Consider the following 19,678-nt stretch of genomic DNA (forward strand, 5'->3'; position numbering starts at 1 on the left):
GGCTCCCGGCTCAGCAGCCGCCCTGGGCCGGGGCGTCGGCCAGCGCGTTCAGCAGGCCGCCGAGCACCTCGCGCTGTGGCGCGGTCAACGGAGCCAGGATCTCCTCTGCGGCGTCGGTCCGCGCGCTGCGCAGACGGCGCAGCGTGGCGCGACCGGTTTCGGTGAGCTCGATCCGGATGACGCGGCGGTTGGCCGGGTCGGGGGCGCGGCGCACGCAGTCGGCCGCCTCCAGGCCGTCCACGAGGGTGGTCACGGCCCGGGGCACGACCTCCAGGCGCGTGGCCAGATCGGCCATACGGGGCGGCCGGTCACCTCCGTAGTGGGCGACGAGCCGCAGCAGCCGGCCCTGGGCCGGGGTGATCCCGAGCGGCTCCATGTGGCGCTTCTGGATGCGGTGGAGCCGCCGCGTGAGGCGCAGCAGCTGCTCGGCGAGTACGCCGTCGGTGGAGTCGGGGGCGGGGTCGGCGGCGGAGTCGCGGATGTCGGTCTCGGAACCGGTGCTCATACTGGGAAACAGTACCAGGACCGGATTCATTGTGAGCATAGGTAACAATGAGCTATGCTCATCGGAGTCTCGTCAGAAGGAGGCCCATGCGCCCCGAAGAACCGAAGTGGACCCCATCGAACGAATCCCTCGACCCCACCCGTCCGGCTCCGGCGGACCGGCCTCGCGAGCTGCGGCGGATCCTCGCCCTGTTCCGGCCCTATCGCGGGCGCCTGGCCGTGGTCGGCGCCCTGGTCGGCGCCTCCTCGCTGGTCGGCGTCGCCTCGCCGTTCCTGCTCAAGGCGATCCTGGACGTCGCGATCCCCGAGGGGCGTACGGGCCTGTTGAGCCTGCTCGCGCTGGGCATGATCCTCACGGCCGTCGTCACCAGCGTGTTCGGTGTGCTCCAGACCCTGATCTCCACCACCGTCGGCCAGCGCGTCATGCACGACCTGCGCACCGCCGTCTACGCCCAGCTCCAGCGGATGCCACTGGCCTTCTTCACCCGCACCCGCACCGGCGAGGTGCAGTCACGGATAGCCAACGACATCGGCGGCATGCAGGCGACGGTCACCTCGACGGCGACCTCGCTCGTGTCGAACCTGACCGCCGTCATCGCCACGGTCGTCGCCATGCTCGCGCTCGACTGGCGGCTCACGCTGGTCTCCCTGCTCCTGCTGCCGCTCTTCGTGTGGATCAGCCGCCGCGTGGGCCGCGAGCGCAAGAAGATCACCACGCAGCGTCAGAAGCAGATGGCGGCCATGGCGGCCACCGTCACCGAATCCCTCTCCGTGAGCGGCATCCTCCTCGGCCGCACCATGGGCCGGTCCGATTCCCTGACCAAGGCCTTCTCCGAGGAGTCCGAGAAGCTCGTCGGGCTGGAGGTGCGCTCCAGCATGGCCGGGCGCTGGCGGATGTCGACCATCGGCATCGTCATGGCCGCCATGCCCGCGCTCATCTACTGGGCTGCGGGCATAGCCCTGCAGACCGGTGCCCCCTCGCTCTCCGTCGGCACCCTCGTCGCCTTCGTCACGCTCCAGCAGGGCCTGTTCCGGCCCGCCGTGAGCCTCCTTTCGACGGGTGTGCAGATCCAGACCTCGCTCGCCCTGTTCGCCCGGATCTTCGAGTACCTCGACCTGCCGGTGGACATCACCGAGCGCGAGGCTCCCGTGAAGCTGGACCGGGCGAAGGGTGAGATCCGCCTGGAGGACGTGCACTTCTCCTACGAGGCCAAGGACGGCCCGACCCTCACCGGCATCGACATCACCGTCCCGGCCGGCGGCTCCCTCGCCGTCGTGGGCCCGACCGGTTCGGGCAAGAGCACCCTCAGCTACCTGGTGCCCCGGCTCTACGACGTGACCGGCGGCCGGGTCGCCCTCGACGGGGTGGACGTGCGCGACCTCGACTTCGACTCGCTGGCCCGCTCCATAGGCGTGGTCTCCCAGGAGACCTACCTCTTCCACGCCTCCGTGGGGGACAACCTGCGCTTCGCCAAACCGGACGCCACCGATGAGGAGATCGCCGAGGCGGCGCGGGCGGCCCAGATCCACGACCACATCGAATCCCTGCCCGACGGGTACGACACCCTGGTCGGCGAGCGCGGCTACCGCTTCTCCGGAGGTGAGAAGCAGCGCCTGGCCATCGCCCGTACGATCCTGCGCGATCCGCCAGTGCTCATCCTCGACGAGGCGACCAGCGCCCTCGACACCCGCACCGAGCACGCCGTGCAGCGGGCCATCGACAACCTGTCCCGGGGTCGCACCACCATCACCATCGCGCACCGGCTCTCCACCGTCCGGGACGCCGACCAGATCGTGGTCCTGGACGCGGGCAGGATCGCCGAGCGTGGCACGCACGAGGAACTGCTGGGGGCCGGAGGCCGCTACGCCGCCCTGGTCCGCCGGGATCGCGACGCAGCGCAGGCGACGCCCGGAGTGCGCGAGCCTGTCGCGGGCACGACCGAGGGCACGACCGAGGGCACGACCGAGGGCGCAACCGAAAGCACGACCGAAAGCGCGACCGAAAGTACGGCCGTGGACCCGGCCGAAGGCGCGGGCCGGGGAATGCCGGGGGAGCCCATGCCGACTCCGGTGAACGTGTGATCGTATGACTTGCTTGGGTGGGTAATGCCGCAAAGGCGGCGGTATGCGGTTTAGCGTGCCCGTATGCATGATGAGTCCCGGCCGCCACCACGCCGTTCCCGGCTCACCCGCCGGGGCCGCCTGGCGCTCTTCCTCGGCATGCTGCTCGGGCTCGGGGCGGCCGTCCTGATCCCGCTGCTGCCCCGTGAGGAACCGCCGGAGAAACCGCGCCAGTTGCTGATCCCCGAAGGCTGGCGGGCCCCGCAGGTCTACGCCGCCATCGACCGCGAGCTCCGGCTCCCCCTCGGTGCCACGAAGAAGGCCGTCGCCACGGCCGCACTGGCCCTGCCGGCGGAGGCCAAGGGCAACCCGGAGGGCTACCTCTTCCCGGCCACCTACCCGGTGACCTCGAAGTCCACCCCGACCGCGCTGCTCGCGTACATGGTGGAGACGGCGAACCGGAACCTCGCCACGAAAGCCGTCGCCGACGGCGGCAAGGCGCACGGGATGACCCCGTACCAGACGGCCACCCTCGCCAGCATCATCGAGGCGGAGGCCCAGACCCCGGCGGACATGGGCAAGGTCGCGCGCGTCGTGCACAACCGGCTGGCGAAGTCGATGCCGCTGCAGATGGACTCCACCCTCAACTACGCGCTCAACCGCAGCACCCTCGACACCAAGCTGAGCGACACCCGGATCGACCACCCGTTCAACACCTACGAACGCCAGGGTCTGCCCCCCACCCCGATCGACAGCCCCGGGCTGCGCGCCATGGCGGCGGCGGTCGCGCCGACCCCCGGCGACTGGCTGTTCTTCGTCACGGTGAAACCGGGCGACACCCGCTTCTCGGCCACCTATGAGGAGCACAAGAAGCACGTGGCGGAGTTCAACCGTCTCCGGGCGGCGGCGGGGGCGCCCGCGCCCCGGGGTTCCTGAGCCCCGGGGCCGGGTCAGGGGCCGGAGCCCCGGCCCCGGCGGACGTTCCGTGCATCCGCGCGGGTTCTCAGTCGGCGCCGCCGACCCGTGCGGCGGCCGGCTCCCGGTCCAGCAGGCGACGGATCTCGCGGACGGCGGTGGCGCCCGCGCGGTTGGCGCCGATCGTCGAGGCCGACGGGCCGTAGCCGACCAGGTGGACGCGCTCGTCCCGTACGGCCCTGGTGCCCTCGACCCGGATGCCGCCGCCCGGCTCGCGCAGCCGCAGCGGGGCCAGGTGGTCGACGGCGGCCCGGAAGCCGGTGGCCCAGAGGATCACGTCGGCCTCCACCCGGCCGCCGTCCGCCCAGGCGGCCCCGGAGGCGGTGAGGTGGTCGAAGACGGGCCGTCGCTCCAGGACCCCGGAGGCGAGCCCCGCCCGGACGGCCTCGTTGAGGGGCAGGCCGGTCACGCTGACCACGCTCTGCGGGGGCAGACCGCGCCGGACCCGTTCCTCCACGAGTGCCACCGCCGCCCGGCCCTCGGCCTCCCCGAAGGTCCCCTCGCGGAACACGGGGGGCCTGCGCGTGACCCACGTGGTCTCCGCCGCCACCTCGGCGATCTCCAGCAGGTGCTGCACCGCCGAGGTGCCGCCGCCGACCACGATGACGCGGGCCCCGGCGAACTCCCGCGGGCCGGGGTAGTTCGCCGTGTGCAGCTGCCGGCCCCGGAACAGTTCCTGGCCCGGGTAACGCGGCCAGAACGGCCGGTCCCAGGTGCCGGTGGCGTTGACCAGCGCCCGCGCCGACCAGGTGCCCGCCGTCGATTCGACGAGCAGCCGGCCGGCCGGGCCGTCGCCGGCGTCGCGCACCGCCGTCACGTCCACGGGCCGGCGGACGCGCAGGCCGAAGCGCTCCTCGTACGCCGCGAAGTACGCGCCGATCACCTCGGACGAGGGCCGCAGCGGATCGGCGTCGACCAGTTCCATGCCGGGCAGGGCGTGCATGCCGTGGACCTTGCCGTAGGTGAGCGAGGGCCAGCGGAACTGCCAGGCGCCGCCCGGCCGCGGGGCGTGGTCCAGGACCACGTGTTCGATCCCCGCCCTGGCCAGGTGGTAGGCGCCGGACAGGCCCGCCTGTCCGGCCCCGACGACCACCACGTCCACCTCTGCGGCGTCCCGCACCATTTCGTTCACAGTTCTACTAACTCGGGGCGGCCCCCCGCTCTTCCCCGCCCGCCGGCAGGCCGCCCCACGGACGCCCCGTCTCCGCCGCCGGAACGGGGCGTGCCGCGCGAAGCCCCCGTGCGGCGGCGGGGGAACGTCGCCGCACGGGGGCTTCGCGCCACGTCGCGCGCGGTGCGCCGGCGTGCCGTTTCGGGTGCGCCGGAGGTCAGGCGGAATCCGCTATCCAGGCGGCCAGTTGCTCCGGTGTCGTGGACGGGTCCGCCACCAGGGTGGCGAGTTCGTCCTCCCGGAAGGTGGCCGTGGTGACGGCCGGGCAGCGGTGGCAGGCGGCCACCCCCGACTGCTGCCACCACTGGCACCGCGTACGCAGGTGGCACCGCGGGACCGCACGGGTGTCCGCCGTGGCCGAGGGCAGGGTCAGGACCCGCTCCACCAGGGAGCAGTCGTCGCCCCGCCGGTTGGCGCAGGCGGAGACGCAGTGCGAGGCGAAGCGCAGGACCCGGGTCGGCTCGATCCCCTCGGGGAGGGTGCCGAGCACCTCGGACGCCGGGACCGGATCGGCGAGGTAGACCACCTGGCCGTCAGCCGCCGAACGCACGCCGAGGACCACGGACTCGGGGGCCCGTGCCTCGCCGCTGGGGCACCAGGTCGCCGGTGCCGTCGCCGTCTGGTCGCTTCCCACGGTGCTCACCCGGCCCGTCAGCCGTCGACGGCGTCGCTCGACGCCAGGACCTCACGGCCGACGGGGTCGCCGAGGGTGCCCTGGAGTCCGAGGGCCTGCTCCCGCTCCACCGCCTGCGCGAGGTTCTGGTGCAGCTGCTCCACCGAGGTGATGCGGGCGCCGCCCGGAGCCGCGTTCGCCGTGCCGACCGCGGTCATCGCGATACCCGCCGCCATCACGACCGCGGCGCCGCCGGCCGCCAGTTTGTTCCGGTTCATTTCCATCGAGCCCTCTCCTGGTCCGGGCGGCGTGCTCTCCCGCCGCCGAGGGCCCGAGCGTAGGAGCGGCGGGCGGGCCGAGGGGGCAGTTCCCTGGGGCAGTTCAAGCCGTTCTTCGACCCCGGCGGCGGGGCCCGGGAGGGCTGGGGAGGGGCTCAGGTGGACGTGCGGGAGAACAGCCACGCGCGGGCCTTCTCCGCGCTGAACTCCCGCTGCCCGCCCGCGAAGAGCAGGCCCGCGCCGGCGAAGGCCGGATCGCCGGCGGTGTCCGGAACGTAGGGGACCGCCAGGCAGTCCATGCCGGCGGCGTGCGCGGCGCGGGCGCCCGGAGCCGCGTCCTCCACGACCACGCAGTCGGCCGGCGCGGCGCCGAGCCGGCGGGCCGCCTCCAGGAACACGTCCGGGGCGGGTTTGCCCCGCGCGACCTCCTCGGCCGAGACCACCGTGGTCAGCAGTGCGTCCAGCCCGGTGCCCGCCAGTACCGCGTCGATCGCCTCGCGCGAGGAGCCGGAGGCCACCGCCATCGGAACGCCCCGCGCGTGCAGCAGCTCCACGAACCTCCGCATCTCCGGGTACGCCTCGGTGCGGGCGCGGGCCAGCTCCAGGTAGGCGGCGTTCTGCTCCGCGAGCAGCTGCTCCACCGGGGCGTCGAGCCCGTGGCGTTCCTTGAGGACCTCCAGTGTCTCCAGGGTGCCGATGCCGATGAAGCGGGAGTGCTGCTCCCAGGTGAAATCGGGGACCCCGTGACGTTCCAGCGTGAGGCGGCCCGATTCGTAGTAGTTCGGCTCGCTGTCCACGAGGGTGCCATCGAGATCGAATATGACGGAAATCATCCGTTCTGCCTGTCCTGTCCGTCGCGTACCTGTCCACGCCATCCTGTCAGGGTTTGCGGACCGCTCGCCCCGCCGCTTCCCGGCCCACGGACTCGACCAGCGGCAGCAGTCGGTGGGCCACCCGCTCGCGCAGGGCCACCTCGGTACGGGTGCGGACCACCCCCGGCAGCCGGATCAGCTGCTGGATCACGTCCTCCAGATGGGCGTTGTCCCGGGCCGCCACACGGGTCAGCAGGTCCCCGCCGCCGGTGATCGAGAAGGCCTCGATGATCTCCGGGACGGCGGCGAGCGCGTCGCCGACCTCGTCCAGGTCCCCCTGGGTGACCTCGATGTGCACGAAGGCCAGGACGGGGTGGCCCAGTGCGGCGGGCGAGAGGGCGGGGCCGGTTCCGGTGATCACCCCGGTCCGCTCCAGCCGGTCCAGCCGGGCCTGGAGGGTGCCGCGGGCCACGCCGAGGATCCGGGCGTACTCGCGGACGCTGGTGCGCGGCTGCTCGATCAGCAGGCGCAGGATCAGGGTGTCGAGTTCGTCCACCGCCATGCCAGGACTGTACCAATGGCCCGGGATCACCCCTTTCCGGCGCGACCGGGACCCCGGATGTCGCCCCGCTTCGGCGGCCACGGCAGGAACCCGCTGGTCCGGGCCCGGTACGCGGCGTAGCCCGGCCGGTCTGCCATGTGCCGCTCCAGCAGCCGCTTCCCGCTTCCCGCGATCAGCAGGTACGACATCACCAGCGGGGACACGACGGACACCGCGGCCGCCTGCGCCGACCCGCACGCGATCAGGAAGAGCCCCCACCAGACGCAGAAGTCGCCGAAGTAGTTCGGATGCCGGGTCCACGACCACAGCCCCCGGTCCATGATCCTGCCCCGGTTCGTGGGATCCGCGGTGAACCGGGCCAGCTGGTGGTCGCCCACCGCCTCGAAGACGATCCCGCAGAGCCACAGCAGGCTCCCCGCCACCGCGAGCCCGACCGGGCCACCCGGACCGCCGGCCCCACCCGGGCCACCGGTCCCACCCGGACCGCCGTACCCGCCCGGACCGCCGGCCCCGCCCCACCCGTGGTCCACGTACGCACCCGCCTGCACCGGCAGCGACACCAGCCACACCAGCGCCGCCTGAAGCAGGTACACCATCCGCAGCGCGTACAGGTTCCGGCTCCCCGGGGCCCGCGCCAGCATCCGCTCGTACCGGGGGTCCTCCCCGCGCCCCCGTCCCCGCCACGCGATGTGCCCGGCCAGCCGCAGCCCCCACACCACCGTGAGCACGGTCAGCAGCAGTCCGCGCCCGCCGCCCCCGCCCGACATCCCGTACGTGGCCACCGCGACGGCGGCGAAGCCCAGGCCCCACGCCACGTCCACCACCCGGTGGGTGCCCCTGCGCACCCCCACCGCGAACGCGAGCAGCATGACGCCCACGGCCGCGCCGGCCGCCACGGCCAGGTTGACCCCGAAGGGACCCCAGTTCACCGTCCGCCGCCTTCTCCGCCGGTGAGCAGGAACTGGTGCACGTCCAGGTACCCGGAGGCGAACCCGGCCTCGCAGTAGGCGAGGTAGAAGGTCCACATCCGCCGGAACCGCTCGTCGAAGCCGAGCTCCGCCACCCGCTCGGACCGCTCCGCGAACCGTTCCCGCCACAGCCGCAGGGTCTGCGCGTAGTGGGCCCCGTAGCCCTCGCACCGTACGACCCGCAGCCCGGTGTGCGCCCGCGCCATCTCCTCCACCGCCCGCACCGAGGGCAGCATCCCGCCGGGGAAGATGTACTTCTGGATCCAGGTGTACGTGTCCTTCGTGGCCAGCATCCGTTCGTGCGGCATGGTGATCGCCTGGAGGGCCACCCGTCCGCCCGGCTCCAGCAGCCGGTCCAGCGCGCGGAAGTACGCCGGCCAGTACTCGACGCCGACCGCCTCGATCATCTCCACACTGACGATCGCGTCGTACCAGCCGTGCGCGTCCCGGTAGTCGCACAGCCGCACCTCCACCCGGTCCGCCACACCCGCCGCCGCGATCCGCCGCAGCGCCAGCTCGCGCTGCTCCCGCGAGAGCGTCAGGGTCACCACGCGGGCACCGCGCCGGGCCGCCCGGACCGCGAGTTCGCCCCAGCCCGTGCCGATCTCCAGCAGCCGGGTGTCCGGGCCCACCCCGGCCAGGTCCAGCAGCATGTCGATCTTCCGGTGCTGGGCGGCGGGGAGTTCGGCCTCCGTGGCGGGCAGGGCGCGGAACACCGCCGAGGAGTACGTCATCGTCGGGTCGAGGAACTGGGCGAACAGTTCGTTGGACAGGTCGTAGTGCCACTCGACGTTGGTACGGGAACCGGTCCGGGTGTTGCGCCGCTCCACCGGCTGCCGGGCCGCCCACAGCCCCCGCAGCCGCTGGAGCGGAGCCGGGACCAGCGCGGAGACGTGCCCGGCCAGGACGGTCAGCACCGCCACCGGGTCGCGGGCGTCCCACTCCCCGGCGACGTACGACTCGCCGAACCCGATCAGTCCCTCCGCGGTGATCCGGCGCTCGAAGGCGGCCGGGTCGTGGACCGCCATCGCCGGCCCGCCCCGCCCCAGGAGGCCCTCGGGTCCCATGTTCACCTGGAGCGGGAGCCGGTCCAGCGCCCGGCGGATGATCAGCCGGCCCACCGCCGCCCTCGTCCGGGAACAGGGCGGCACGTCCGGAAGCGTCGTCAGCGTCACTTCACACCCTCCTGGGGCACGTGGCGGGGCCGCGGCAGCACGGGCAGCCCGCGCAGCCGCAGCCGGACGCCGTGGAAACGGATGCCCACCGCCACCGCGGCCGTGGGCCAGGGGCGGCGCACCAGGGCGCGCAGCAGGCCGCGCGCACCCGCGCGGCGGCGCCGGCCGCGCACGGTCGCCGTCAGCCGGGCGCCGTCGGCCCCGCCCGCCAGCCGGACCGTCAGGTCGAGGCGTTCGCCCGGCTCGGGCAGCCGCATCCGGTAGTCCCCGTCCACCTCCAGGAAGGGGGAGACGTGGAACTCCTTGGGGACGCGGGCCTCCCGGGAGGCCTCCGGGCCGAGGAGGTAGCAGTGCCGCTCCCCGTACGTGTTGTGCACCTCGGCGACGATCTGCCGCAGCGCCCCGTCCGGGCCGTGGCACCAGTACACCGAGAGCGGGTTGAAGACGTACCCGAACACCCGGGCGTGCGCCAGCATCAGCACCCTCGACCCCGGCGGCAGAGCGGCCCCGCGCGCCGCGAGGAAGCCGTCCAGGCCGGCCCGGATCGAGGGGAGGCCGCCGCCGAAGTGGTCCCGCGCGTCGAACCGGGCCAGCGCCCGCAGCGGCGGGGGCAGCACGGGCAGCGCGTCCAGGTCCACGAGCCACAGGAAGGTGCGGTGGCGCAGGGCGTAGCGGTGCCCGCCGGTGCGCACGTGCCGGACGTCGGCCTCGTACAGCGCGCCGCCCGCCGCCCGGGGCCCGCCCGGCCCGCCCCTCACCAGTCCACCCCCAGCGCGGCGGCCGCCGCCACGCCAGAACGGCAGCCGTCCTCGTGGAAGCCCCAGCCGTGGTAGGCCCCCGCGTAGGCCGTCACCGGCCCCGACAGCTCGGGCAGCCGCCGCTGCGCCGCCACCGAGTCCGGCGTGTACAGCGGGTGTTCGTAGTCCATCTCCGCCACCACCCGGTCCGGCCGCACCCGCCCGGTCCCGGCGTTCAGGGTGACCACGTACGGTTCCGGAGCCGCCAGCCCCTGGAGCCGGTCCATGTCGTAGCTGACCTGCACCGGCACCTCTTCGGCCGGCCGGCATCCGGACAGCCGGTAGTTCCAGCAGCCCCGCGCCCCCGCGGCACCCGGCAGCACGGAGCCGTCGGTGTGCAGCACCGTGCGGTTGCGGGAGTAGCGGAAGGCCCCGAGCACCGCCAGCTCGGCGTCGGTGGGGTCGGCCAGCATGCGCAGCGCCTGGTCGGCGTGGACGGCGACCACCACCGAGTCGTACGCGGCCGACGCCCCGTCGGCGGTGGTGAGCCAGACCCCGCCCGGGGTGCGGGCCAGGGACCGCACCCGGACGCCGGAACGGACCGCGCCCGGACCCAGCGCCTCGCGGACCCGCTCCACGTACCGCGCCGAACCGCCCTCGACCGTACGCCAGCTCGGGGAGCCGCCGACCGACAGCATGCCGTGGTGGGAGAGGAACCGGAACAGGTAGCGGGCCGGATGCGCGAGCGCCCCGCCCGGCGGGCAGGACCACACCGAGGCCACCAGCGGTATCGCGAAGTGCCCGGTGAAGTACGGTCCGAAGCCGCCCCGCTCCAGGAACTCGCCCAGCGTCGGCTCCGGTCCGGCCCCGGGCGGCGTGGCCAGCAGCCGCCGGGCCCGCCGGTGGAAGACCGGCACCTGGGCGAGCATCCGCAGGTAGGCGGGCCGCAGCGCGCTCCCGGGCCGGGCGAACAGCCCCCTCGGCCCGCGCGCCCCCGCGTACTCCAGCCCGCAGCCCTCGCAGTGCACCGACAGGCTCATGGTCGTGGGACGGGTGGCCACTCCCAGCTCACCGAAGAGCCGCAGCAGGTGCGGGTAGGTGCGGTCGTTGTGGACGATGAAACCGGAATCGACACCCCGGACCAGGCCGTCGGGGCCCTTCACCGGATGGGTGTGGGCGTGCCCGCCCAGCCGGTCGTCGGCCTCGTACAGGGTCACCGCATGGCTCCTGGCCAGCACGTACGCCGCCGTCAGCCCGGACACGCCCCCGCCGATCACGGCCGTGCGCGGTCGTCCTCGCTCGGTCATCTCGCTCCCTCCTTCACGCTCACTTCGGAGCCGGAGGGGGTGTCGGATGTGTCGTGGGGCGAAACCGTACGGAGGAAGGCAGGCTGGGTCCCGTACACGCCGCCCCCGGTGCGCCGGAGCGTCACCGACGCCTCACCGTGAGGCGTCACCGTCCGGGAGGGCCGCGCCGGGTCCGGCCCCGCCGCATCCGAAAGCGCCGCTCCACCCGAATTCCCTACGGGCCCGTGAGGGGCCCGGGGGCGGCCGACGGCGGGGGAACGACGAGCGGAGACAGCCCATGACAGGCGCGCACTGCCTGGTCACCGGGGCCACCGGATACATCGGAGGCCGCCTGGTGCCCGAACTCCTCGACTCCGGACACCGCGTCCGCTGCCTGGCCCGCTCCCCGGAGCGGCTGCGCGACCACCCCTGGGCCGGCCGCGCCGAGGTGGTGCGCGGGGACGTCACCGACCCCGCGTCGCTGGCGGCGGCCCTGCGCGGCATCGACGTCGCCTACTACCTCGTCCACGCCCTCGGCACCGGCCACGGCTTCGAGGACCGCGACCGCGCCGCCGCCCGGACCTTCGCCGAAGAGGCCCGCGCGGCCGGAGTCCGCCGGATCGTCTACCTCGGCGGCCTCGTTCCCGCGGACGTACCCCGCGACGCGCTCTCCCCGCACCTGCGCTCGCGCGCCGAGGTCGGTGAGATCCTCCTCGCCTCCGGGGTGCCCACCACCGTCCTGCGCGCCGCCGTCATCATCGGCTCCGGCTCCGCCTCCTTCGAGATGCTGCGCTACCTCACCGAGCGGCTGCCCGTCATGGTCACCCCCAGCTGGGTCGGCACCCGCATCCAGCCCATCGCCGTCCGCGACGTCCTGCGCTACCTCGTCGGCAGCGCCGCCATGCCCCCCGAGGTCAGCCGGACCTTCGACATCGGCGGACCGGACGTGGTCACGTACGAGGAGATGATGCGCCGCTACGCCGTCGTGGCCGAGCTTCCCAAACGGCTCATCGTGCGCGTCCCCATGCTGACGCCGCGGCTCTCCAGCCACTGGATCGGTCTCGTCACGCCCGTCCCGCGCTCGCTCGCCCGGCCGCTCGCCGAATCCCTGCGCCACGAGGTGGTCTGCGACGAGCACGACATCGCCGCCTACGTCCCCGACCCGCCCGGCTCCCCGATCGGCTTCGACCAGGCCCTCGCACTGGCCCTCCAGCGGGTGCGCGAGGCCAAGGTCACCACCCGCTGGTCCTCCGCCTCCCTGCCCGGCGCGCCCAGCGACCCGCTGCCCACCGACCCCGACTGGGCGGGCGGCAGCCTCTACACCGACGAGCGGGAACTGCCCGTCGACGCCCCGCCGGACGCGCTGTGGCGGGTGGTGGAGGGCATCGGCGGGGAGAACGGCTGGTACTCCTTCCCCCTGGCCTGGGCCGTACGGGGCTGGCTGGACCGGCTCGTCGGAGGGGCCGGCATCCGGCGCGGCCGCCGCGACGCCGCCCGGCTCCGGGTGGGCGACTCCCTCGACTTCTGGCGGGTCGAGGAGATCGAAGCGGGCCGTCTGCTGCGGCTGCGCGCCGAGATGCGGCTGCCGGGGCTGGCCTGGCTGGAGCTGTACGCCGACCCGCGCGCGTCCGGCTCCGCCGCGGCCCCGGGCCCTTCCCCGGCCCCGGGCCCGTCCGCGGCCCCCGCCCCGCCGCGCGCCCTGTACCGGCAGCGGGCCCTGTTCCACCCGCACGGGCTGCTCGGACACCTGTACTGGTGGAGCGTCTCCCCCTTCCACGCCGTCGTCTTCGGCGGCATGGCCCGCAACATCGCCGGCGCCGCCGAACGGGCCGCGTCGGGATCCGGGCCCGCGCCGTCCCCCGCCCCCGGGCCCGCTTCACCCCCCGCAGCCGCATCCGGAACGGCCCCCCGCGCAGAAGAACCCCCGACAACCGATGCCCACAGCCCTGACGCGGAGCCGAGAGCATGAACACCGCCGTGGTCCTGTACACCTCCGACCTGCGCCTGCACGACCATCCACCCCTGCGGGCCGCCCTCTCCTCCGGCGACCGGGTCGTCCCGCTCTTCGTCCGCGACCGCGTCATCGAGGACTCCGCCTTCGCCGCGCCCAACCGGCTGGCCTTCCTCGCCGACTGCCTCGCCGACCTCGACGCCGCCCTGCGCGAGCGCGGAGGCCGCCTCCTGCTGCGCTCCGGGGACGTCGTCGCCGAGGTCTGCGCCCTGGTCCAGGAAGCCGACGCCGACGAGGTGCACATGGCCGCCGGGGTCAGCGGCTACGCCCACGCCCGCGAGGAACGCCTGCGCGAGGCCCTCGAAGCCCAGGGCCGACGGCTCTACGTCCACGACACCGTGGTCACCGCGGTGGCCCCGGGGACGGTGCTGCCGTCGGGCTCCCGAGCCGACCACTTCGCCGTCTTCACCCCGTACCTGCGCCGCTGGACGGAACTGCCCCTCAGGCCGGTCGAGCCCGCGCCCCGCACCGTACGGGTCCCCGAAGACCTGGGCTCCGAGCCGCTGCCCCGCCGCTCCGCCGTCACCGGCACCTCCCCGGGCCTCGCCCGCGGCGGCGAGACCGAGGCCCGCCGGCTGCTGACCAACTGGCTCCGCTCGGGCATCACCCGGTACGAGGACACCCACGACGACCTCGCCGGCGACGCCACTTCGAAGCTCTCCCCGCACCTGCACTTCGGCACCCTCTCGCCCACCGAGGCCGTCCACCGCGCCCGCGCCGCGGGCGGCCCCGGCGCCGAGGCCTTCGTCCGCCAGCTGTGCTGGCGCGACTTCCACCACCAGGTCCTCGCCGCCCGCCCCGACACCGCGAACGAGGACTACCGGGCCCGCCAGGACCGCTGGCGCACCGGACCCGACGCCGAGGAAGAGGTCCAGGCCTGGAAGGACGGCCGCACCGGCTACCCGGTCGTCGACGCCGCCATGCGCCAGCTGCGCCACGAGGGCTGGATGCACAACCGGGGCCGCCTGCTGGCCGCCAGCTTCCTCGCCAAGACCCTCTACGTGGACTGGCGCACCGGCGCCCGCCACTTCATGGACCTCCTCGTCGACGGGGACGTGGCCAACAACCAGCTCAACTGGCAGTGGGTGGCCGGCACCGGCACCGACGCCCGCCCCAACCGCGTCCTCAACCCCGTCCGCCAGGGCCTGCGCTACGACCCCGAGGGCCGCTACGTCCACCGCTGGGTGCCCGAACTCGCCGACCTGCCCGCGCCCCGCGTCCACGAGCCCTGGCGGCTGCCCGGCCTGGAACGGGCCCGCTTCGACTACCCGGACCCCGTCGTGGACCTCGCCGACGGCCTCGGCCGCTTCCGCGAGGGGCGGCCCGGCACCGTATCGTGAGCCGGGTGGACCCCGTGCCGGCCCCCGTGCCGCCGCCCCCCGAACCCGCCCTGAGCACGGGCGCCGTCGCCCGCCGCCTGGGGGTCTCGCCGACCACCCTGCGCTCCTGGGAACGCCGCTACGCCATCGGCCCGGCCCGCCGCGAGGACGGCCGGCACCGCCGCTGGACCCCCGAGGACATCGCCCGCCTCGACGAGATGTGCCGGCTCACCGCGCGGGGCGTGCCCCCGTCCGAGGCGGCGCGGGCCGCGCTCGGCGAAGCACCCGCCGCCCGCGCGGGGGAGGAGGCGGCGGCCGTGACGCCGGGCGGGCCCGGGGCCCTCCCCCTCGGGGAGGTGCGGCCGGAGGCCAGGGGGCTCGCGCGGGCCGCCGTACGCCTGGACGCGCCGGCGGTGGCGGACCTGCTGGAGGCCGCTGTCGCGGAACACGGCCCGGTCACCGCGTGGGAGGAGATCATCGCGCCGACCCTGCACGCCGTGGGCCGCAAATGGGCCTCGGCGGGGGAGCGGTACGTCGAGGTGGAGCACCTGCTGTCCTGGCACGTCTCCGCCGCCCTGCACCGGGTGCGTCCCGCCCCCGAGCGGGCGCACACACCCCCGGTGCTCCTCGCCTGCGCGCCCGGAGAGCTGCACAGCCTGCCGATCGAGGCACTGGCCGCCGCGCTCGGGGAACTGGGCGTGCCGGTACGGATGTTCGGCCCGGCCCTGCCCGCCGAGGCGCTGCGGGACGCGGTACGGCGTACCGGGCCCTGCGCGGCCGTGCTCTGGTCGCAGTCCCGTACGACGGCGGACCGGACCCTGGCCCGTTCGGTGGCCGGCATCGCGTGGGGGCCGCCCGGGGCGCGGGGCCAGTCGGCGCTGCTGCTGGCCGGACCCGGCTGGGACGGGCCGCATCCGCAGCCGCGCACCGAGCGGCTGTTCGGGCTGCGGTCGGGCGTCGCCGTCATCGCGGCGCTGGCAGCCGGGCCGGGACCGGGGCAGCGGGCCGGTCGGGGTCCAGCGCCTGCCGCAGGACGCGCAGCGCCCGCCGCATGTGGCTCTTGACGGTGCCCAGCGGGAGCCCGGTGCGGGCGGCGATCTGGCTCTGGCTCAGGTCGGCGTAGAACGCCAGCCACAGCACGTGCCGCTGCGCCGACGGCAGCCGGGCCAGCTCCCCGGCCACCAGCAGCCGGTCCAGGGCCTGTTCCGGGCCGGGCCATCCGGCCGCGCCGTGCGTGCCGGGGTGCGGGCCGGGCGGGTGCGGCCCGTCGGCGAGGGCGACGGCGGCGGCCGCAACCGTACGGGCCCGCCGGGCACGGGCCTCCAGGGCGTCGGCCACCTTGTGCCGGGTGATCCCGGTGAGCCAGGCGCCGAGCCCGCCCGGACCGGGCCGGTAGCCGTCGCGGCCGCGCCAGGCTGCCAGGAACACCTGCTGGGTCACGTCCTCGGCCTCGCGGTCGTCGCCCAGGGAACGCCGGGCCAGGGAGTGCACCAGGGGCCGCCAGCGCCGGTAGACCGCCTCCACGGCGCCCTCGTCCCCCGCCGCGAACCCGGCGGAGAGGGCGGTGTCCCGTTCGATGGTGCGGGGAGGGTCGTCCATGCCACGAGCGTCGCCACCACCGGGGACGGAGGAAAGTTGCAGCGTTTTCGCAGCGAATGACGGCAGGGGCGCGAACGGGCCGCAGGGGCCGACGGTGCGCGCACGGCCGCAGGGGCGCGGTCGCCGGGCTACCGGGTGTGCAGCAGCGGCAACAAGGACCGGTGCACCACCGTCACCCCCGCCACCACCACCGCCGCCGGGAGCAGCACCTCGCCCACGCTCCATCCGGCCCGCACCAGCAGCGCCCCCGCCAGTCCGCCCGAGAACATGGCCAGTACCGCCAGTCCCCGCCGCGCCCAGGCCCCGCTCCCGTATCCGAAGGCACTGTCGCGCCCCAGCGCCGAGCCGGCCATCAGGCCGGTCATGGACCGGGTCACCAGCGTGGTCGGCACACCGGGCACGTTCACCCGCATGCTCGTCACGTTCCGGATGCCCATGGCCACCGACAGCAGCCCGGCCTCCACCAGGTGCGGCGCCCCCGGATCGCCGAACCGCGGGGTCACCCGCCACCCGGCGACGGCCGCGGCGACGATCAGCGCCGTCTCGGCGTACAGCCCCAGGCACATCCAGCGCCAGCCCCGGCCCTCCGCGGCCGACTCCATCCGCGCCCCGCACACCGCGCCCAGCGCGAAGGCCACCAGAGAGACGGCCGCCGGCAGCGAGGGCAGGTTCCCCTGATGGGCCGCCCCGAAGGCCAGAAAGAGGACGTTGCCGGTCTGCATCGCCGTGAACACCGGTCCCAGGGCGAGCAGGCTCACCGCCTCGATCAGTCCGGTGACCGCGGTCAGAGCGAGCATGAGCGCCGTCAGGGAGGGCCGCAGCGCCCGCGCGTCCACCCCTCAGCCCCCGGCCCGGGCGGCACGCGGGAGGGGCCGGCGGGGGTTCACGTCCATGACGCCCGACGGTGGCACGGCCCCCGCCCCGACAGAAGACGACATGCGGGAGCGGGTCGGGGACTTCGCGGAGATGCCCTAGGGTCCGGAGCATGAGTGATCTTCTGCTGGTGCGTCACGGGGAGACGGCCTGGAGCGCCAACGGGCGGCACACGGGCCTCACCGACGTGCCGCTGACCGCGCGCGGGGTCGAGGAGGCCATCTCGCTGGCGCCCTTCTTCCGCGACCGGCAACCCGCCCTGGTGCTGACCAGCCCGCTGAGCCGGGCCGTGGCCACCGCCCGGCTCGCCGGGCTCCACGACGGGGTCCCCGACCCGGACCTCCACGAATGGGACTACGGCGGCTACGAGGGCGTCACCACCGCCGAGATCCAACGCACCGTGCCCCACTGGTCGCTGTGGACCGACGGGGTCCCGCAGGGCGACGCCCACCACCCCGGGGAGAGCGCCGCCCAGGTCGGCGCCCGCGCGGACCGGGTGCTGGCGCGGGCCGGCACGGTGCTGACCGAGGACCGGGGCGACGTGGTGCTCGTCGCCCACGGACACTTCCTGCGCGTCCTGACAGCCCGCTACCTCGGTCTCTCCCCGCAGGACGGCCGGCTCTTCCTGCTGCGCACCGGCACGGTCAGCGTGCTGTCCACGGAACACGGACTTCCGGTCGTGGCCGGGTGGAACACCCGCCCCTGAACCGCGGCACCGCGCGTCCCCGGCCCGGCCCGTCCGCCTCGCGCGGCCGGGCCGGGTGCGTGACGATGCGTACATGGACGACGGCGACCACGGCGCACCGGGCAGCACCCTCCCCGACGCCGACGCGAGCCTGAAGGCCAACGCCATCGGCTTCCTCGACGCCCTCGTCATCGGTCTGAACTCCACCTCGCCGGCCTACTCCCTGGCCGCCGTCATCGGACCGATCGTGGCCCTGGTGGGGGTCTACGCGCCGGGCGTGATGCTCGCGTCCTTCGTCCCGATGCTGCTGATCGCCGCCGCCTTCTACTACCTCAACAAGGTCGACCAGGACTGCGGCACGACCTTCTCCTGGGTGACCCGCGCCATGGGCCCCTGGGCGGGCTGGCTCGGCGGCTGGGCCATCACCATGACCGGCGTACTCGTCATCGGCTCCCTCGCGGACGTCGCCGTCCACTTCGGCCTGCTCGCCGCCGGGCTCGACGGCCTCGCCGCGAACCAGCTGGTCCGGCAGGGCCTGAGCGTCCTGGTGATCCTCGCGATGACCGCCATCTGCGTCATCGGCACCGAGATGTCCGCCCGGCTCCAGGACGTCCTGATCCTCGCCCAGGTCTTCTTCCTGCTCGCGTTCGCCGTGGTCGCCCTCTACCGCGTCTACGCCGGCACCAGCACCCTCGGCGGCACCCCGCCCTCCCTGAGCTGGCTCAACCCATTCGGCGCCGGCGGCACCGCGCTCACCGCGGGGCTGCTGCTCGGTGTCTTCATCTACTGGGGCTGGGAGTCGGCCGTGAACCTCACCGAGGAGGTCGAGGACTCCGCCACCGCGCCCGGCAAGGCGGGCATCTGGTCCACCATCGTCCTCCTGGTGACCTACCTGTCCGTCGGCTACGCCGTCGTCGCCTACGCCGGTACGCAGTTCCTCGCCCAGAACGCCGGCGAGGAAGAGGCCGTCTTCGCCGTCCTCGCGCACGAGGTGATGGGCGGCTGGGACTGGATGGTGCTCCTCGCCGTCTGCACCTCCGCCCTCGCCTCCACCCAGACGACGATCATCCCCGCCTCCCGGACCGCCCTGTCGATGGCCCGCCGGCACGCCCTCCCACCGCACCTCGCGCACATCCACCCCCGCTTCCGCACCCCCGACGTGAGCACCTGGTGGGTGGCCGCCATCGCCATCGTCTGGTACCTCGCCGTCAACCAGATCAGCGAGAACGCCCTCCTCGACTCCCTCACCGCGCTCTCCCTGCTCATCGCCTTCTACTACGGCCTCACCGGTGTGGCCTGCGCCGTCTACTACCGCCGCCACCTGCTGGAGAACGCGCACAACTTCCTCCTCATCGGCCTCGGCCCGCTGGTCGGCGCGGGCCTGCTGACCTGGCTGCTGGTGGAGTCCGTGGGAGACATGTCGAACCCGGCGAACTCCGCGGGCGGGGTCTCCTGGTTCGGCCTCGGCCCGCCCCTCGTCATCGGCATCGGGATCGCCGTCGCCGGCTTCCTCCTCATGTGCTTCTGGCGGATCCGCGACGGCCGGTTCTGGCAGGAGCGCCGGGGCGTGGTCGACCCGGCCCTCGTACGCGGCAGGAAGTCCTGAGGAGGCCGGATGTCCGTGGTCCTGGGTTACGACGAGTCCCCCGGCGCCGAACGTGCCCTGCGCGTCGCGCTGGAGGTCGCCACCGCCTTCGGGGAACCGCTGGTCCTCGTCTACGGAGCCGCCGCGCCCGGAGCCACCGGCGAGGAGTACCGGGCCCACCGCGAGGCCCTCCTCCAGGCCGGCCGCAGCGCCCTGGCGCGGGCCGTCGAGGCCGCCGACGAGGCCGGGGTCCCCTCCACCGTCGAGGTGGTCGACGACAAGCCCGCCCAGGCGCTGCTGGACGCCGCCGCACGCCACGACGCCCGGGTCATCATCGTCGGCACCTGGGGCGACAGCCCGATCCGCGGCGCCCTCCTCGGCTCCACCCCGCACAAGCTGCTGCACCTCTCGCCCGTCCCGGTGCTCTGCGTGCCGACGGCGGACGAAGCGTAGGCCGGGGGAGG

20 protein-coding genes are annotated in these 19,678 nt (G+C 74.5%); 8 read left to right on the plus strand and 12 right to left on the minus strand.

Annotated features, from left to right (window positions below; translation table 11 throughout):
- Positions 1–10: 10 nt before the first annotated feature.
- Positions 11–505: a MarR family winged helix-turn-helix transcriptional regulator gene (locus OG295_RS31295; protein WP_371679966.1), complete on the minus strand. Its 495-nt coding sequence runs from the start codon at positions 503–505 to the stop codon at positions 11–13.
- An 86-nt stretch (positions 506–591) separates the two neighbouring features.
- Between OG295_RS31295 and OG295_RS31300 the strand changes: the two genes are divergently transcribed.
- Both OG295_RS31300 and mltG read left to right on the plus strand, forming a co-directional pair.
- Positions 592–2,586, plus strand: a complete 1,995-nt coding sequence (locus OG295_RS31300) for an ABC transporter ATP-binding protein (protein ID WP_371679967.1) — start codon at positions 592–594, stop codon at positions 2,584–2,586.
- A gap of 63 nt (positions 2,587–2,649) precedes the next feature.
- Positions 2,650–3,501, plus strand: coding sequence for an endolytic transglycosylase MltG (gene mltG / locus OG295_RS31305; RefSeq protein ID WP_371679968.1), 852 nt, complete (start codon positions 2,650–2,652; stop codon positions 3,499–3,501).
- A 67-nt stretch (positions 3,502–3,568) separates the two neighbouring features.
- On the opposite strand, the gene OG295_RS31310 is transcribed toward mltG, so the two are convergent.
- The 9 genes from OG295_RS31310 to OG295_RS31350 all read right to left on the minus strand — a co-directional run bounded on the left by OG295_RS31310 (position 3,569) and on the right by OG295_RS31350 (position 11,163).
- Entirely contained in the window at positions 3,569–4,672 is a 1,104-nt protein-coding gene (locus tag OG295_RS31310) for an FAD-dependent oxidoreductase (protein ID WP_371679969.1), read from the minus strand.
- Between the two features lie 196 nt (positions 4,673–4,868).
- Positions 4,869–5,345, minus strand: a complete 477-nt coding sequence (locus OG295_RS31315) for a hypothetical protein (RefSeq protein WP_371679970.1) — start codon at positions 5,343–5,345, stop codon at positions 4,869–4,871.
- Between the two features lie 17 nt (positions 5,346–5,362).
- Positions 5,363–5,608 carry a hypothetical protein gene (locus OG295_RS31320; protein WP_371679971.1) on the minus strand — a complete coding sequence of 82 codons (246 nt, stop codon included), beginning with the start codon at positions 5,606–5,608 and terminating at the stop codon, positions 5,363–5,365.
- Positions 5,609–5,757: 149 nt separating this feature from the next.
- Positions 5,758–6,435, minus strand: coding sequence for an HAD family hydrolase (locus tag OG295_RS31325; RefSeq protein ID WP_371679972.1), 678 nt, complete (start codon positions 6,433–6,435; stop codon positions 5,758–5,760).
- Positions 6,436–6,481: 46 nt separating this feature from the next.
- Positions 6,482–6,976: an Lrp/AsnC family transcriptional regulator gene (locus tag OG295_RS31330; RefSeq protein WP_371679973.1), complete on the minus strand. Its 495-nt coding sequence runs from the start codon at positions 6,974–6,976 to the stop codon at positions 6,482–6,484.
- A gap of 26 nt (positions 6,977–7,002) precedes the next feature.
- The gene (locus OG295_RS31335) at positions 7,003–7,845 is read right to left on the minus strand and encodes a DUF1295 domain-containing protein (RefSeq protein ID WP_371681363.1); all 843 of its coding nucleotides are present in this window, start codon (positions 7,843–7,845) and stop codon (positions 7,003–7,005) included.
- 56 nt (positions 7,846–7,901) lie between these two features.
- Positions 7,902–9,119 (minus strand): class I SAM-dependent methyltransferase, encoded by a 1,218-nt coding sequence (locus OG295_RS31340; protein ID WP_371679974.1) that lies wholly within the window; start codon positions 9,117–9,119, stop codon positions 7,902–7,904.
- Positions 9,116–9,877 carry a DUF1365 domain-containing protein gene (locus OG295_RS31345; RefSeq protein ID WP_371679975.1) on the minus strand — a complete coding sequence of 254 codons (762 nt, stop codon included), beginning with the start codon at positions 9,875–9,877 and terminating at the stop codon, positions 9,116–9,118. The genes OG295_RS31340 and OG295_RS31345 overlap by 4 nt, the downstream gene beginning before the upstream one ends.
- Positions 9,874–11,163 carry an NAD(P)/FAD-dependent oxidoreductase gene (locus tag OG295_RS31350; protein WP_371679976.1) on the minus strand — a complete coding sequence of 430 codons (1,290 nt, stop codon included), beginning with the start codon at positions 11,161–11,163 and terminating at the stop codon, positions 9,874–9,876. The genes OG295_RS31345 and OG295_RS31350 overlap by 4 nt, the downstream gene beginning before the upstream one ends.
- Positions 11,164–11,440: 277 nt before the next feature.
- Here OG295_RS31350 and OG295_RS31355 point away from each other — a divergent pair, with 277 nt between their 5' ends.
- From OG295_RS31355 to OG295_RS31365, 3 genes are read left to right on the plus strand one after another with little or no spacing between them, the layout of a single operon-like run.
- A complete protein-coding gene (locus OG295_RS31355) occupies positions 11,441–13,111 on the plus strand; it encodes an SDR family oxidoreductase (RefSeq protein WP_371679977.1) in 1,671 nt (556 codons plus the stop codon).
- Entirely contained in the window at positions 13,108–14,493 is a 1,386-nt protein-coding gene (locus tag OG295_RS31360; protein WP_371679978.1) for a deoxyribodipyrimidine photo-lyase, read from the plus strand. Before OG295_RS31355 ends, OG295_RS31360 begins: the two co-directional genes overlap by 4 nt.
- Before the next feature lie 5 nt (positions 14,494–14,498).
- The gene (locus OG295_RS31365) at positions 14,499–15,536 is read left to right on the plus strand and encodes a MerR family transcriptional regulator (RefSeq protein WP_371679979.1); all 1,038 of its coding nucleotides are present in this window, start codon (positions 14,499–14,501) and stop codon (positions 15,534–15,536) included.
- Here OG295_RS31365 and OG295_RS31370 read toward each other — a convergent pair.
- Together OG295_RS31370 and OG295_RS31375 are read right to left on the minus strand one after the other, a co-directional pair.
- The gene (locus OG295_RS31370) at positions 15,436–16,071 is read right to left on the minus strand and encodes an RNA polymerase sigma factor (protein ID WP_371679980.1); all 636 of its coding nucleotides are present in this window, start codon (positions 16,069–16,071) and stop codon (positions 15,436–15,438) included. The genes OG295_RS31365 and OG295_RS31370 overlap by 101 nt on opposite strands.
- Positions 16,072–16,199: 128 nt before the next feature.
- On the minus strand, positions 16,200–16,907 hold the full coding sequence (locus OG295_RS31375; RefSeq protein WP_371679981.1) for a YoaK family protein: 708 nt from the start codon (positions 16,905–16,907) through the stop codon (positions 16,200–16,202).
- A gap of 149 nt (positions 16,908–17,056) precedes the next feature.
- Here OG295_RS31375 and OG295_RS31380 point away from each other — a divergent pair, with 149 nt between their 5' ends.
- From OG295_RS31380 to OG295_RS31390, 3 genes are all read left to right on the plus strand, one after another.
- A complete protein-coding gene (locus OG295_RS31380; protein ID WP_371679982.1) occupies positions 17,057–17,650 on the plus strand; it encodes a histidine phosphatase family protein in 594 nt (197 codons plus the stop codon).
- Between the two features lie 73 nt (positions 17,651–17,723).
- Positions 17,724–19,235, plus strand: a complete 1,512-nt coding sequence (locus tag OG295_RS31385) for an APC family permease (RefSeq protein WP_371679983.1) — start codon at positions 17,724–17,726, stop codon at positions 19,233–19,235.
- A gap of 9 nt (positions 19,236–19,244) precedes the next feature.
- The gene (locus tag OG295_RS31390; protein ID WP_371679984.1) at positions 19,245–19,667 is read left to right on the plus strand and encodes a universal stress protein; all 423 of its coding nucleotides are present in this window, start codon (positions 19,245–19,247) and stop codon (positions 19,665–19,667) included.
- Positions 19,668–19,678 lie beyond the last annotated feature (11 nt).

The sequence above is a fragment of the Streptomyces sp. NBC_01276 genome, assembly GCF_041435355.1.
Lineage (GTDB): Bacteria > Actinomycetota > Actinomycetes > Streptomycetales > Streptomycetaceae > Streptomyces.